Here is a 15,299-nt window from a genome sequence, read left to right on the forward strand (position 1 = left end):
CTAGTAGTTTATTTACTTGCTCTTATATGACCGTTACTTGCGTTCACGAGAAGTTTACTTGTCTTCATCCATAACTTACTTGCGCTCACAGTTTGAATACTTGCTCTCAAGTATACTTTACTTGCGAAACGGGAAATCTTTCCACTATTTTTATTCTTTCACTCCTTCAACAAGTATAGAAGACAATAACGATTACAAGTTTGTATTTTCCTACATAGACTTAATATAATCCATTCACCTAAACGATAGCCTGTGATAAATCTTATCGTTAAGAAATACTCACTACATAGATTGAAGTGAAAGGTGGGGACTCCAACGGGAAAAGCGTTAGGCGAAGACCCCGCAGCGCAGCGAGGAGGCTGAGGCAACGCCCGTGGAAAGCTTCCACCTGAAACGGAAATCAGCAGTAGCATTGAATTCAGGAAATTTTATACTTTCTTTAGCATTAAAAAAAGCAGTTAGCAACTTTCGCTAACTGCTTCGTTTTATTATTTTTTTAAGTTATAGAATGTTTCTTTTCCTAGGTACTGAGCAGTTTCATATAACTGATCTTCAATACGAAGTAGTTGGTTGTATTTTGCTACACGGTCTGAACGAGATGGTGCACCTGTTTTGATTTGGCCAGCGTTTGTAGCAACTGCGATATCTGCAATTGTTACATCCTCTGATTCACCAGAACGGTGAGAGATAACTGCTGTATAACCAGCACGTTTTGCCATTTCAATTGCATCAAATGTTTCTGTAAGTGTACCAATTTGGTTAACTTTTACAAGAATTGAGTTAGCTACACCTTGTTCAATTCCTTGCGCTAATTTTTTCGTATTTGTTACGAATAGATCATCGCCAACCAATTGTACTTTTTTACCTAAACGCTCTGTTAATAGTTTATGACCATCCCAGTCGTTTTCGTCTAAGCCGTCTTCGATTGAAATGATTGGGTATTTTTCGCAAAGCTCTTCATACCAAGCAACCATTTCCTCAGAAGTTTTTACAACACCTTCACCAGATAAATGGTATTTGCCATCTTCTTTGTTGAATAGCTCAGAAGCAGCAACGTCCATTGCAAGAAGTACTTCTTCTCCTGGTTTATATCCTGCTTTTTCAATCGCAGTTACAATAGTAGAAAGAGCTTCTTCGTTAGATTTTAAGTTCGGAGCAAATCCGCCCTCATCCCCAACTGCTGTGTTTAGTCCTGCTTCTTTTAATACTGATTTTAGGCTATGGAAAATTTCAGCACCCATGCGTAGTGCATGACGGAAAGATTCTGCGCCTACTGGCATTACCATAAATTCTTGGATATCTACGTTGTTATCCGCATGTTCTCCACCGTTTACGATATTCATCATTGGAACTGGTAATTGTTTCGAGTTGAATCCACCTAAGTATTGATAAAGTGGAATATCTAAGTAATCTGCAGCTGCATGTGCAACAGCGATAGATACACCAAGAATAGCGTTTGCACCTAAATTCCCTTTATTTTCAGTTCCGTCTAGTTCGATCATTGCATGGTCAATTTCTACCTGATCCAATACGGAGTAATTCTCTTCTAATTCAGCTGCAATAATGTTATTCACATTTTCAACTGCTTTTAAAACACCTTTGCCTAGATATCTTGACTTGTCACCATCACGAAGTTCTACTGCTTCATATTCACCAGTAGATGCACCAGACGGAACGATTGCGCGTCCAAATCCACCGCTTTCTGTAAATACTTCCACTTCTACTGTTGGGTTACCGCGTGAATCTAATACTTCACGTGCTTGAATTTGTGTAATAATTGGCATTTTTAACTCTCCGTTTCGATTAGTGTTTTACCTGTCATTTCAGGCGGTGTTTCTATCCCTAATAAGTGTAACATGGTTGGAGCCAAATCGGCTAAAATTCCATCACTTCTTAGTGTTTCATTTTTAACAGTAACAACTACAGGAACAGGATTTGTCGTATGGGCTGTCATTGGTTGCCCTTCCATCGTTGTTACTTCATCAGAATTACCATGATCTGCTGTAATAATTGCATGTCCGCCCTTAGCTAAAATGGCATCGACAACTTTACCTAAACAATCGTCTACTGCTTCAATAGCTTTAATCGTCGGTTCTAGCATTCCACTATGTCCCACCATATCGGGGTTAGCAAAATTTAAGATAATTGCATCAAAGCGATCATTGGCAATTGCATCTAACAGCGCATCTGTTACTTCATATGCGCTCATTTCAGGCTGTAAATCATATGTTGCGACCTTTGGAGAGTTGATCAGTATACGCTCTTCTCCTGGGAAGGTTGCTTCTCTACCACCACTCATAAAGAATGTTACATGTGGATACTTCTCTGTTTCAGCAATACGTAATTGTGTTTTGTCATGCTTTGAAAGAACTTCTCCTACTGTGTTGTAGAGATCTGCTTTCTCGAATACCACATCTGCCACAACATCATCACTATAATGTGTAAATGTAACAAATTTTAAATTCGTTGGATGCTTGTCACTTAAAGGCAGACTATCAAATGATGGCGTGTTCAATGCCATCGATAATTGAATAGCTCGGTCAGGGCGGAAATTAAAGAAAATAACGGCATCATTTGTATCAATCGTTACAGCAGGCCTCGCATCTTCTTCAATAACGAAAGGAACAACAAATTCATCCACAATATCCTCTTCATAAGAAGCTAATATACCAGCTGTTGCTGATTCTGCTGTTCTACCTAACCCGTCTACTATTGCTTTATATGCTATTAAAACTCTTTCCCAGCGTCGATCCCGATCCATTGCATAGTATCTACCACTAATGGAAGCAAACCTTCCTATACCGATATCCTTCATTTGTTTCTCTGTTTCTGCTACATAACCAACCGCAGTTCGAGGCCCAACATCGCGTCCATCCAAAAAGCCATGGACAAATACGTCCTCTAGTCCTTGTTCTTTTGCAAGCTTCAATAAAGCAAATAAATGCGTATAGTGACTATGAACGCCGCCATCTGAAAGTAAGCCCATCAAGTGTAATTTCCCACCTGTTTGCTTCACATGCTCAATTGCTGCTAAAAGCTTAGGTTCTAAGAAAAATTCTCCTTCACGAATTGATTTATGAATTCGTGTCAGGTTTTGGTATACTACTCTACCTGCACCAATATTTAAATGACCAACCTCTGAGTTACCCATTTGACCTTCTGGTAAGCCAACTGCTTCTCCAGAAGCTGTAAGTGTTGCATTCGGAAAGCTTTTCCAATATCGATCGAAATTGGGTTTGTTTGCTTGAGCAACTGCATTTCCAAAGGTTTCATGACGCAATCCGAAGCCATCAAGAATGATTAATGCTACTGGACTTTTAGGCATTTGCACCAGCCTCCAATAGTTTTACAAAAGAATCTGCTTGTAGGCTTGCTCCTCCTACTAACGCACCGTCAATATGCTCCTTTGAAAGAAGTTCTTCAATATTTTCAGGTTTCACACTACCACCATATTGGATGCGAACTTTACTTGCCACTTCTTCTCCAAAACCATCTAAAATAGTTTCACGAATTGCTTGGCATACGTCATTTGCATCGTCTGCAGTAGCCGTTTTCCCAGTTCCAATCGCCCAAATAGGCTCATACGCAATAATGGACTGAATTAGTTGCTCTTCTGTTAATCCTTCAATTGCTGCCATTACTTGGTTGGAAACAATAGTTTCTGTTTCATTTTGTTCACGTTGCTCTAATGTTTCACCTACACAAATGATTGGTGTTAAGCTATTTTCAAATGCAGATTTTACTTTTTTATTGACCGATTCATCTGTTTCATTGAAATACTGACGACGTTCAGAGTGACCAATCACTACATAGTCTACTCCTAAATCTTTCAGCTGATGACCACTAACTTCGCCAGTGAAGGCTCCCTCTTTTTCCTCGTGCATCGTTTGAGCACCGATAGAAATGAATGAACCTTTTGTCGCTTGAACAAGCTGATCTAAAAATAGCGCTGGAGCACAGATTACTGCATCTACTTTTGTGCTATCCACTTGTAGTTCTTTTAACTGAAGCGCGAATTCCTTTGCCTCACCAAGTGTTTTATACATCTTCCAATTCCCTGCTATTACTGGTTTACGCATATGACATCTCCTCCATTACTTATCGTTTAAAGCAGTAACTCCTGGTAAATCCTTACCTTCCATAAACTCTAAGGAAGCTCCTCCACCAGTCGAAATATGATCCATTTTCTCGCCGACTTCGAACTTTTCTACAGCTGCCGCAGAATCGCCGCCTCCGATAATGGTATAACCTGCTGTTTCAGCCATTGCATTTGCTACCGCTTTTGTACCTTCTGCAAATGCTTCCATTTCGAATACTCCCATAGGTCCATTCCAAATAATTAGGTTACTATTTTTAATAACGTCCGCATAAAGCTCTCTTGTTTTTGGACCAATATCTAATCCCATCCAATCAGAAGGGATTTGATCGATATTTACTACTTTTGTTTTAGCATCCTTTGAAAATTCATCTGCAACTACTACATCTACCGGCAAATAGAAAGAAACACCTTTTTCTTTTGCTTTTTCAAGGAAGCCTCTTGCAAGGTCCAGTTTATCTTCTTCTAGAAGAGATGTACCAATCTCATGCCCTTGTGCCTTTGTAAATGTATAAGAAAGGCCGCCACCTATTAAAATATTATCAACCTTGTCCAATAGATGATCAATTACACCGATTTTATCTTTTACTTTTGCACCACCAATAATGGCAGTAAAAGGACGCTCAGGATCTGCTAAAGCTTTGCCTAATACATCTAACTCTTTTTGCATCAATAGCCCTGAAACCGCAGGAAGTAATTTTGCGATACCTTCTGTCGTAGCATGTGCACGATGTGCTGCACCAAATGCATCATTTACGTAAACATCAGCAAGCTTTGCAAAAGACTTTGCTAGCTCCGCATCATTCTTCTCTTCACCTGCATGAAAGCGAACATTTTCTAATAATATGATGTCTCCATCATTCATAGCTGAAACTGCATTCTCTACAGTTTCTCCAATAGATTCATCTAGTTTTTTTACTGGCTTATCCAAAAGTTTTGCTAAATGCTCTCCAACTTTAGTCAAACGTAAATCTTCCTTTACTTCACCTTTAGGACGTCCCATATGACTTGCAAGAATTACTTTTGCACCCTGTGCGATTAAATTATTAATCGTTGGTAATGCTGCACGAATTCTAGTATCATCTGTGATTGCTCCATCTTCCATTGGTACGTTGAAGTCTACACGACAAAATACACGTTTTCCTTGTAAAGCTACATCGCTCATTGTTTGTTTTACCTTCATGAGATAAGCCTCCTTATATTTCTGAAAAGCGCAAGCGCCTACTCTTTAGACGTCAATTTATGTTCGTGACATCATGTCGCAATGACTGACTCCCCACATCTTGTGGGCTAGGCGCTGTAGCTAGACAGATATTCTGTTAAAAAAAGGAGCTAGGGGTAATCCCTGGCTCCTTTACCCTCTTTTATTATAGAGGTAATTCTATCGATTCGCCACGTAAAATCACATTCATCTTATGTGTCTTTCCTAGTCAAATACGAAAATCTTATAGTCCTTTATTAGCCATAAGTAGTGCTAGGTCGATACAACGTGCAGAATATCCTGATTCATTGTCATACCATGCTAATACTTTTACTAAATTATCTTCAAGTACCATAGTAGAAAGTCCATCAACTGTAGATGAAGCTGTATTTCCGTTATAGTCTCTAGAAACTAATGGAAGTTCATTATAATCCAAGATTCCTTTTAACTCATTGTCAGAAGCTTGTTTTAAAGCTGCATTCAATTCTTCTACTGTAACGTTTTTATCTAATTCAGCAACAAAGTCTACGATTGATACGTTTGGAGTTGGTACACGAACTGCCATACCATCTAATTTCCCTTTCAACTCAGGAAGTACTTTTGCTACTGCTGCAGCTGCTCCTGTTGTTGTCGGAATCATAGATTCTGCTGCTGCACGAGCACGACGGTAATCGCTATGCGGTAAGTCTAAGATACGTTGGTCATTTGTGTATGAATGGATTGTTGTCATCATTCCACGTTTGATACCAAATTGATCTTGTAAAACTTTTGCAATTGGTGATAAACAGTTAGTCGTACAAGATGCGTTTGAAATTACATGATCAGTTGCTGGGTTGTATTGATCAGCATTTACACCCATAACGAATGTCGGCATATCGTCTTTAGCAGGTTGTGATAAAATTACTTTTTTAGCTCCAGCTTCAATATGCTTGCTAGCTTTATCAGTTGTACTAAAAATTCCTGTACACTCAATAACGATATCTACTTGTTGTTCTTTCCACGGTAATGCCGCAGGATCTTTTTCAGCGAATACGCGAATGTTTTTGCCATTTACTACAAGGTAATCTCCTTCAGAAGAAACTTCTGCATTGAAGATTCCGTGAACTGAATCATATTTCAGTAAATGAGCAAGCATTGCAGCATCCGTTAAGTCATTGATCGCTACTACTTCAATCTCTGTTTGTTCTAAAGCTTCTCTGAATACTTTACGTCCAATACGTCCAAAACCATTAATCGCTAATTTTACTGTCATTTTAAATTCCTCCTAGTTGTTTTGTTCAATTATTTGCATCATTTCTTGTGCGGCACCTTCATCGGTTACTAAAACCGTTTGGGCTGGTGCTTGCTTAAAATATGAAAGTAGAGCATTTGCTTTTTTTGTGCCCCCAGCTACTGCCAGAAGATGCTCCATATTTTCTAATTGCTTGAGTTGTACACCAATCGTACGAATTCTGTGTACAGCTTCCCCTTGGTGATTAAAGTAATACCCAAAAGCTTCACTAACTGCACCAATTTCTTTCAAGCGTTGCATTTCTTCTACACTAGAATTTCTTCGGTGAGCCATCTCAAGTGCGTCCCCAATACCATGAATGATGATATTAGTACGTTCGTATAAATCCATCATTTCTTTTATAAATGGTTCATTTTTCATCGTAGAATAAGCTTCTTCACTTAAGCTATCTGGCATGTATAATGTTCGATATGAACCATTCATTTTGTTCGCAAATAGAGAGGCTATTGTGTTAGCTTGAAGCCGAACATCCTTACCAACCCCACCTCTTGCAGCTATAAATAATAGTTGCTTCCACTTGTCAGTTTGATGAACATAATTCGAAATGGAAGCGATCGTTGTTCCGCCAGTAACAGCAATGATGGACTCATCTGATAATATACTTTCCAAATATTTTGCTGCTTCTTTTGACTGGAGCAACGCAGTATTCGTATTAGTATCTACATTTCCCGGAACAATTATCACTTCTTTTATATTTAAATAACTTGCAAGTGATTGTTCGAGCTGCAATCTACCAGACCATTCTCGTACAACTTCTTTAAGCTCTATCAATAAATCATTTCCAGAAGAAGTTATACTAGCTCCATCTCTCGATATTTCAATGAATCCTTGATTGCGCAAAAAGTCTAATTCTTTTCTAGTTTCTCTTTCCGACAACCCTAAAAGTTCACCGATTACTCGACGGCCGGACCCAGCAGATAATTGAATCATTTGAAGTATTCGATATCTTTTCTGTAACAAGATACTCATCTCAGGCATTAACTTTAACTGAGCCTGTAATAACGAATCCATTTTTCACATCCCAACTACCTGTGACGTTTTTGTCCCACCACTACACTTTTTGTCCCATGTACTTAAAAAAAATTAATTTCTAAATTAAGAATACAGTATTATATTCCCAATAGCAAGATTTTGAAACTTAAAAATGCTCAATTTTCCCAAAAATTCTTTTAGTATATCTCTATGAATGGTTTTTGTTGCGATACTACTATCGTATATTGCGGTTTCCACCTTGGATATTGCGATTATAAGTTCCTTTATTGCGATTTGAAAAATAGATCTTGCGATTGAGCATGTTAACTACCGTCAAAGTAATGCTTCCAGAATAGTCGCGTAATCTACTTGTCCATATTGTATAACTTTGTCTTCCAATACGATGACAGGAATCATCAGCATATATTTTTCATGCAGTGCATCATCTTCTTCAATATTTACTTCATTTATATCAAATACAACATCTTCCCTTACAAGCTTCAACATTAGTCTTGCATCATCACATAAATGACAGCCTGGTCTTGTGTAAAAATGGACAATCATTTTACTATCCCTCCCAAAAAAACATTTTATACATCTTATTATAGTCTTTTTGACAAAGAAATTCGTTTATTATGATTACTCTAATACAAATTAGTTTTTAACATACAGGAATAGCGATACTTTTCAGTCATCCGTTCGTCTATAGCAATAAGGGGAGGTCAGAAGATGGAAATGGAACAGCTATACAAAGAGCATAGCGATAGAGTTTATAGCTATATTTACTTTCTTGTCCGGCATAGAGAAAGTGCTGAAGATCTTACGCAAGAAACATTTTATAAAGCATATAAAGGACTAGACACTTTTAACAAGCAAGCTTCAACTGCTACCTGGCTATTAAAAATTGCTCGTAATGTCACTTACGACTATTTTCGAAGGAAAAGGGTGGTACATTTTTTCACCTTCGAAAAAGAACATGATATAGAAACTAAGGTACTATCACCAGAGAATCGATATGAACAAAAGGAACAGCTTATTAAAATGTACGACTCACTAAGTAAACTAAAAAAAGATTATCAGGAAGTACTGTTGCTACGCAAGATACAAGAATGTTCGATTCAAGAAACATCCTATATTTTGGACTGGACAGAGGCAAAAGTAAAGATGAAACTGACACGAGCACTTGAGGCACTTAAAAAGGAATTTCATCAGGAAGGAGGACGTGAAGATGGAACCATCAAACGAATTCGATAAGCTTTTTAAGGAAATGAAAGATGTAGAGCGCTCAAAGGAAGCAAAGCATAATACATGGATAGCCTTAAAGGGTAGAATTGAAACAAAGAAAAAAAGCAATATCATTCCAGCTTTTATTTCATTGGCAATTGTAGCCATTGCCTCCTTTCTATTCATTACTTTTACTAATCCCTCCGAGACAGAACAAACAGCTCCGCCTCTATCCAATGAAGAAGTTATTACAGCAGTGCTAGAAAGAGAATACAATGGTCCAAATATGGAGATTTCTCGCTTAATGGACGATTGGTGGAATCTTCAAAGTACAACTAAAACAGATAGCCAAGAAGAGTACGATCAACTTCTAGAATCAAAGGAATATAAAGATTTAATGAATTATTATCCAACCACTTTTGGTGAGTACTTCACTGAAGATATGCTCACAAAAGCAGTTAATTCAGTTATGGTGTTCAAATATAATCATTATCTGATAGATAATGATATAGAAATGCACCTAGAAAACATCAAAATGGCACAGGAGAAAGAACATCCCAATATCTATCGCCCCACGATAGAGGTCTCCCTAACAAATAGCCAAGGAGAGAAAATTTTTCATACTTTAAGAGAAGAATTTATATTTTCTACATCAGAGCCTGGAAAAATAGGGAGCTATAATGGAATTAAAGATGGTGGGGGCTTAGAACTTCGAGAGAAAATAGAGAACTTTAATACATTTGTTGGAGATAATAGGAAGTAATACGCGATTTATCGACGCATACTCCAATGGCTGTGTGGTGCTGTTAATCGGCATTGGATTCCGGTTTCAAATAAAAAACCAACATTTATTTGTTGTTTTTTTGTTTTTCTTATCGATATGTATCCTACTCATAAGTTCAATACAAACTCGGCCTCTCCTTCATTCATCTTGCCGGTTTTTTGGAATCCAAAGCTTTCGTATAGTTTTATGGCTACTTCATTGTCTGGCTCTGTTGATAGATAAATTGATTTACAATCATGTAGTTGTTTCATTTCGTCTAAGATCAATTGAGTAACTTTTCTACCATAGCCTTTCCTCTGCTGGGTGTAATCAATCATTAATCGACATATCCAGTAATTCTTAGTATCTTCATCTAATCCATACATGGTGAAGCCAATAATCTTATCATCTAACTCAATACCTCTAACATTCCAACCAGTTTCATAAATCGATTGCACAATAGACAGCGCATTGGAAGCTACAAATTTTTCTACTACAGTAGCCTTCCCATCTTCATTAGTCGTCAAAAGAACCGTTTTTAGCCAATTATCCTTGTTGATCTCTACTAGTTTCATCCTACATCCCCCATACATTACTTTTTAATATTATTTTACTTTATCACAATAGTTAAAGTAATCACATAAATCGGAGATCCAAAATAAGAAAAGAGGTTGGTACAAAACCCACAAAATTTGAACTGCTTTATTTTTATTTATACTTCTTAGCCATTATTTTCCGGTACAGCGGACGCTTTCCTGGGGGCACGGGTGTCGCCGCCTTCACTCCAGACAACTATTATCCCTTCTATATCAAGAAAATCCCTGCATAATTTCAAGTATCAAAAAAGGACACCTTCTGTTTAAATTTAAGTATCCTACTACCAAATTCTAAACGAAAGAAGTGCCCTATTGTTTAAAGACTTTTAACATGAATCAACTAATTTTAACGCTAGTTTTTAAATCTGAAATTACTAAAATGATATTGCTTTTTTCATTCACCATTTACGACCTGCTCCTCCACCTCCGGAGCTACCGCCGCCGAAAACTCCAAAGCCACCACCAGAACTTCTTCCTCCTCCGCCAAAACCTCCACCGAAGCCTCCTGGACCGAATACCCGTCTTCTACCTGAACCGGTACCACCACCGCCTCCAGACATCATCTGCATAATCAAATAAATAACAACTATGCCGACGATAATCATTGGAAATGAGAATCCACCACCTGAAGAACCTGCAAGTGGGGAAGGTTCCTCCGGACTTGCCAACTCGCCGTCCCAACCATACTCAGTAGCTACCTGGTTATATAAAAGTTGGTATGTAGATAAAATAGCTCCCGGTGCATTTCCTTGCTCTAGAAAAGGGTAAGTGTACTCATCTAATATCCTTCCAACTTTTCCATCAGGTAAGGCACCCTCTAAACCGTAGCCAACGCCAATATAAACATCACGATTACCGCTTTTATTTGGATCCATTTCCAGGATTAATAGGACCCCATTATCTTTTTCCTCATCACCAATACCATATCCACGCATTACATCTACTGCATAGGTCGCAACATCCTGTCCATCTAAAGACTCGACTGTCATTACAACAATTTGAGAACCAGTAGCATTTTCTAAGTTTTGTCCAAGTGCTTCAATCTCCTGCTCCTGCTCTTCTGAGAGAACATCATAGAAATCCTGGACATATAGTTCCCCAGGTATAGCAGCTGGATAATTAGATTCAGCAAGTGCTAATAATGGGAATAATGAAGTGAGGAGAAGTGCAAATGATAGGACACGAGCACTTTTCTTCATCACTCTCCATCTCCTTCAAAATCGACTACTGGTGCTTCCTCCGCTCCCTCGGCTGATTGGAAGTATTCTTTCTCATCAAAGCCAAACATAGAAGCTACTATACTCCCTGGCATACGCTTTACTTTTTTATTGTAATCCGAAACAACTGTATTATAATCTTGTCTAGCTACAGATAGTCTATTTTCTGTACCAGCAAGCTCATCCATCAATTGCTTAAAGTTGGCGTCCGCCTTAAGATCTGGATAATTCTCCACAACTACTAATAATCTGCTCAAAGCTCCTGACAATTCATCATTCGCCTCCGCTTGTTCTTCTGGTGTTCCAGCCCCTGCCAACTTAGTTCGTGCGTCTGCGATATTCCCAAGCACTTCCTCTTCATGTGCTGCAAAACCTTTAACAGTATTAACTAAGTTTGGGATTAGATCCATTCTTCTTTGTAGCTGATTCTCCACTTGTGCATATGCATTATTAACGTTTTCTTCTTTGTCAACAAATCCGTTATAGCTTGCCATAAATACGCCTGCAATAATAGCAATAATTACAATGACAATAATAATTGGCACTAGTAACTTTTTCATTTCTCTCACCTCTTCAGTAAATATAGTATTATTGTACCTTTAATTCGAAAATACAAAACCTAATATTATTTACGGAATAAGGAAATATAAGTTTCAATTACCGTAATGATGTTCAATTGATGTATTACTACTTTTAAATATTGGATCCATTGTTTTATTCCTTCAATAAACGGGTGGTCATCGTTAAGAGTGAATACCAATTGGATGAAATTTCCGTTTAGCAAGTAAACTCCTCTTGAAAGCAAGTAAACTTAGGCAGAACGCAAGTATCCGATAAAGAGTGCAAGTAACTCTTTCTTAAGCGCAAGTAAGCCAACATCTTCCGCAAGTAAATACATTATTAAAGATAAAAAAGGTTTGGATTTTCCAAAGATGAGCAGTCTTTTTGCTGCAAATGACTACTTTTCAGTACTTCATTGTTTAGTTAATTTATTCAGTGGTAATGATTATTAAATGATATCTTTCTTTTCATTCTAAAAATGAGGTGATTTTGATGAGCAATACACTACCACATGATGCTATTAATACGTTGGAACAGCTTCAAGGAAAATTCCCTGGCCATCGTCGTGCACATGCAAAAGGCGAATTTTATGAAGCAGTTTTTACTCCAAACGGGAAAGCGATTCCTTATACAACAGCACCCCATCTTCAATCAGAACCAGTGCCCGCTACAGTCCGTTTTTCTAATAGCCCACCAGATCCTACTGCAGCAGATTTCCTATCTCCGGCAAAAGGAATGTCTATTCATTTTCATCAACCAGATGGTTCTACTAGTCATCAAGTATGTACCACCATTCCGATGTTCATAACAAAAGATCCAAAAACTTTTATTGAAATGCTGAAAATTTTAGGCTCTCATAAAACGGGGGTTCATTCAATTGATCTAGGTCTAGGAATTGTACAACTTCTCACTACCTTCCCAGAGCACAAAAAAACATTACTCGCACTCAAGGAACAGCTAAAGCAACCCCCTATTAGTTACGCTGCCCTGCATTATTATCCTATACATGCTTTCTATCTTGTGAATGCTGAAGGTAAGCGGCAAGCCATAAAATACGAGTGGCGTCCCTTAAAGGAGAAAAAATCATCTTCCTTCCTTAGCAGCATAAATTTGTCCACTAATTATTTGAGTGAGGATTTAGAGAAACGACTCGATAAAGGAACTGTATCATTCGAGTTATTTATACGTTTAGCAGAGGATACAGACGCAACAGATGATCCTACCGATACTTGGCCAACAGACAGACAAAAGATTTTAATCGGTCAATTAACAATTAATAATAAAATATTTCCTACAGAAAGCCTATTGTTCGACCCTACTATCGTTGGAAAAGGCATTGAATTGCCCGATGATCCAATTCTCCATTTTAGACATGAGTCTTATGCAGTATCGTACGATAGAAGAAATAAAGAAAACAAAAAAACACCCTAAGCATATAGGGTGCTTTACATAACTTGTTATACCTACCTTCACTTTTAAGAAAAAAGTAGGTGGGGGATGAAAAATCCCCACTGTTGGTAGTTTTACTTTATGCCCTCGGCGAGGATCGAACTCACATTCCAAGCTTCGGAGGCTTGTGTGTTATCCATTACACTACAAGGGCAAGCGACTTATCTATTATACAAATAGAAGGAATATAATTCAAGCGAACTTTTTCAAGCTTAATATTTGACCTTCCTTGACCATAATGTGTATGATAAAGTTACAACTGAGGGAACCTTTCTCAGTAACTAACTAATTTAAACCACCTTTGAAGGAGGCAATCAGGATGAATTTAATTCCTACTGTTATTGAACAAACTAATCGTGGAGAGCGTGCATATGACATCTACTCTCGATTATTAAAAGATCGCATTATTATGCTTGGAAGTGGTATTGATGATAACGTATCTAACTCGATCGTTGCTCAATTATTATTCCTTGAAGCAGAAGATCCAGAAAAAGACATCTCTATTTATATTAATAGCCCAGGCGGAAGTATCACAGCTGGTATGGCAATTTACGATACAATGCAGTTCATCAAACCTGATGTACAAACAATTTGTATCGGTATGGCAGCTTCTATGGGTGCATTCCTACTTACAGCAGGTACAAAAGGTAAACGCTATGCGCTTCCAAATGCTGAAGTAATGATTCACCAACCACTTGGTGGAGCACAAGGGCAAGCAACCGAAATCGAAATTGCTGCAAAACGTATCTTATTCTTACGCGATAAATTAAATAACATCATGGCTGAGCGCACTGGTCAACCAATTGAAGTCGTTTCACGTGATACAGATCGTGATAACTTCATGACAGCTGAACGCGCAAAAGAATACGGCTTAATCGATCACATTATCGATCGTAGCGAAATGAAAAAATCATAATAAATTGATTTAAACTCCCAAAGGTATATTCCTTTGGGAGTTTTTTATAATTCTTGATTTTTCATTTAGGTACTAACTATAAGGATCTAATCCTCAATCAATACCGTGTATATGGCCAATTATAATATTTAATATCTTTAAAGTTTATTGGTTCTGGATGGTGAATATATTGTTCATCAGCAGAATATATTTCTGGAAAATCACATATAATTTCTGTCGCAGCTATACTAAGCATTTCTTTTTCTTCCTCTGTAGGAATTTCATCAAAGTATACTTTCCAAATAAGATTATTATTTTCAATTTTTGCGTAAATGGCTTTTGTATTTTTAGTTATAGCACGAAAAAGTGCTCTTTGCGCACTTAAAATTAGTGCGATATTTGGTTTATTAATATTTTCCAATCCATATCTCCTTTAACAAACAAGTTATACTTCCATTTCTACATAAAAAGTTCACCTAAATTTTGATACACCCTTTTTATGAAAATACTTAATTCAATAACTTTTCTATTTCCTCTATAAGCTCATCATTATTTTTTATGCTATACCCTGCACTAATTTTATGGGGAAATACAATTCTATTTTCACCAACAAATATATACATTTGGTCATCCGGATTCGATGTTGATACTATCCTGTATTTTGCATCAAGTGGAGAATAAGAATCATCCGTTCTTTTTAGCTTCAATTCTTTAAATAGTTCCTTAATTTCCGTTTGATTTTTTTCAGATATATTAATTTCTGTAAAAGTTAAATTATTTATTTTCTCTATGCTTAAACTAGTTTCGCTTCTGAAAAACTCCTCAGTCAATACGTTTTCTATTTGTATATTATTCGATAATTGAATTCTTACTAACACAATTGAGATTAAGAGAGTTATTACCACAAGAATGAATATTTTTATAGTATTTTTCATACAACCACCACCTTATTTTGCTCTTCAATGAATGGTAAGCAGTTTATTTCACCCAATGTAAATAGTTATTCTGCAAATACTTTCTAATTCCTTTATATT

General features: G+C 37.2%; 17 protein-coding genes and 1 tRNA gene. 4 read left to right on the plus strand and 14 right to left on the minus strand.

The features are described 5' to 3' along the window. Positions 1–488 precede the first annotated feature (488 nt). The 7 genes from eno to ACQCPR_RS14360 all read right to left on the minus strand — a co-directional run bounded on the left by eno (position 489) and on the right by ACQCPR_RS14360 (position 8,124). Positions 489–1,784, minus strand: coding sequence for a phosphopyruvate hydratase (gene eno, locus ACQCPR_RS14330; RefSeq protein ID WP_269921780.1), 1,296 nt, complete (start codon positions 1,782–1,784; stop codon positions 489–491). A 2-nt stretch (positions 1,785–1,786) separates the two neighbouring features. Beyond that, positions 1,787–3,325: a 2,3-bisphosphoglycerate-independent phosphoglycerate mutase gene (gene gpmI, locus ACQCPR_RS14335; protein WP_427137349.1), complete on the minus strand. Its 1,539-nt coding sequence runs from the start codon at positions 3,323–3,325 to the stop codon at positions 1,787–1,789. Then, on the minus strand, positions 3,318–4,079 hold the full coding sequence (tpiA, locus tag ACQCPR_RS14340; RefSeq protein WP_090566802.1) for a triose-phosphate isomerase: 762 nt from the start codon (positions 4,077–4,079) through the stop codon (positions 3,318–3,320). The genes gpmI and tpiA overlap by 8 nt, the downstream gene beginning before the upstream one ends. A gap of 15 nt (positions 4,080–4,094) precedes the next feature. Continuing rightward, positions 4,095–5,279 carry a phosphoglycerate kinase gene (locus ACQCPR_RS14345; protein ID WP_427137350.1) on the minus strand — a complete coding sequence of 395 codons (1,185 nt, stop codon included), beginning with the start codon at positions 5,277–5,279 and terminating at the stop codon, positions 4,095–4,097. Between the two features lie 262 nt (positions 5,280–5,541). Then, positions 5,542–6,549: a type I glyceraldehyde-3-phosphate dehydrogenase gene (gene gap / locus ACQCPR_RS14350; RefSeq protein WP_090566796.1), complete on the minus strand. Its 1,008-nt coding sequence runs from the start codon at positions 6,547–6,549 to the stop codon at positions 5,542–5,544. Between the two features lie 12 nt (positions 6,550–6,561). Further along, positions 6,562–7,599, minus strand: a complete 1,038-nt coding sequence (locus tag ACQCPR_RS14355; RefSeq protein ID WP_427137351.1) for a sugar-binding transcriptional regulator — start codon at positions 7,597–7,599, stop codon at positions 6,562–6,564. A 294-nt stretch (positions 7,600–7,893) separates the two neighbouring features. After that, positions 7,894–8,124 carry a glutaredoxin family protein gene (locus tag ACQCPR_RS14360; protein WP_241599053.1) on the minus strand — a complete coding sequence of 77 codons (231 nt, stop codon included), beginning with the start codon at positions 8,122–8,124 and terminating at the stop codon, positions 7,894–7,896. A 165-nt stretch (positions 8,125–8,289) separates the two neighbouring features. On the opposite strand from ACQCPR_RS14360, the gene ACQCPR_RS14365 reads away from it, so the two are divergent. Further along, a complete protein-coding gene (locus ACQCPR_RS14365; RefSeq protein ID WP_427137352.1) occupies positions 8,290–8,814 on the plus strand; it encodes an RNA polymerase sigma factor in 525 nt (174 codons plus the stop codon). Continuing rightward, entirely contained in the window at positions 8,789–9,547 is a 759-nt protein-coding gene (locus ACQCPR_RS14370; RefSeq protein ID WP_427137353.1) for a hypothetical protein, read from the plus strand. The genes ACQCPR_RS14365 and ACQCPR_RS14370 overlap by 26 nt, the downstream gene beginning before the upstream one ends. Positions 9,548–9,675: 128 nt before the next feature. Here ACQCPR_RS14370 and ACQCPR_RS14375 read toward each other — a convergent pair whose 3' ends face one another. From ACQCPR_RS14375 to ACQCPR_RS14390, 4 genes are all read right to left on the minus strand, one after another. Then, positions 9,676–10,122 (minus strand): GNAT family N-acetyltransferase, encoded by a 447-nt coding sequence (locus ACQCPR_RS14375; protein WP_427137354.1) that lies wholly within the window; start codon positions 10,120–10,122, stop codon positions 9,676–9,678. A 419-nt stretch (positions 10,123–10,541) separates the two neighbouring features. Next, positions 10,542–11,342 carry a TPM domain-containing protein gene (locus tag ACQCPR_RS14380; protein ID WP_427137355.1) on the minus strand — a complete coding sequence of 267 codons (801 nt, stop codon included), beginning with the start codon at positions 11,340–11,342 and terminating at the stop codon, positions 10,542–10,544. Then, positions 11,342–11,920, minus strand: a complete 579-nt coding sequence (locus ACQCPR_RS14385) for a LemA family protein (RefSeq protein ID WP_340880265.1) — start codon at positions 11,918–11,920, stop codon at positions 11,342–11,344. Before ACQCPR_RS14385 ends, ACQCPR_RS14380 begins: the two co-directional genes overlap by 1 nt. Before the next feature lie 65 nt (positions 11,921–11,985). Beyond that, positions 11,986–12,144: a hypothetical protein gene (locus tag ACQCPR_RS14390; RefSeq protein WP_427137356.1), complete on the minus strand. Its 159-nt coding sequence runs from the start codon at positions 12,142–12,144 to the stop codon at positions 11,986–11,988. A gap of 269 nt (positions 12,145–12,413) precedes the next feature. On the opposite strand from ACQCPR_RS14390, the gene ACQCPR_RS14395 reads away from it, so the two are divergent. Further along, a complete protein-coding gene (locus tag ACQCPR_RS14395) occupies positions 12,414–13,352 on the plus strand; it encodes a catalase (protein ID WP_090566774.1) in 939 nt (312 codons plus the stop codon). A 100-nt stretch (positions 13,353–13,452) separates the two neighbouring features. Here ACQCPR_RS14395 and ACQCPR_RS14400 read toward each other — a convergent pair. After that, a tRNA-Arg gene (locus ACQCPR_RS14400) sits at positions 13,453–13,524 on the minus strand. A gap of 165 nt (positions 13,525–13,689) precedes the next feature. On the opposite strand from ACQCPR_RS14400, the gene clpP reads away from it, so the two are divergent. After that, on the plus strand, positions 13,690–14,286 hold the full coding sequence (clpP, locus tag ACQCPR_RS14405) for an ATP-dependent Clp endopeptidase proteolytic subunit ClpP (protein WP_090566771.1): 597 nt from the start codon (positions 13,690–13,692) through the stop codon (positions 14,284–14,286). A 97-nt stretch (positions 14,287–14,383) separates the two neighbouring features. On the opposite strand, the gene ACQCPR_RS14410 is transcribed toward clpP, so the two are convergent. Together ACQCPR_RS14410 and ACQCPR_RS14415 are read right to left on the minus strand one after the other, a co-directional pair. Continuing rightward, positions 14,384–14,686 carry a hypothetical protein gene (locus tag ACQCPR_RS14410; protein WP_427137357.1) on the minus strand — a complete coding sequence of 101 codons (303 nt, stop codon included), beginning with the start codon at positions 14,684–14,686 and terminating at the stop codon, positions 14,384–14,386. 88 nt (positions 14,687–14,774) lie between these two features. Then, positions 14,775–15,200: a hypothetical protein gene (locus ACQCPR_RS14415; RefSeq protein ID WP_427137358.1), complete on the minus strand. Its 426-nt coding sequence runs from the start codon at positions 15,198–15,200 to the stop codon at positions 14,775–14,777. Between the last annotated feature and the right edge of the window lie 99 nt (positions 15,201–15,299).

Origin of the sequence: Psychrobacillus psychrodurans, from assembly GCF_050209195.1 — a bacterium.
Taxonomy (GTDB): Bacteria; Bacillota; Bacilli; order Bacillales_A; family Planococcaceae; genus Psychrobacillus; species Psychrobacillus psychrodurans.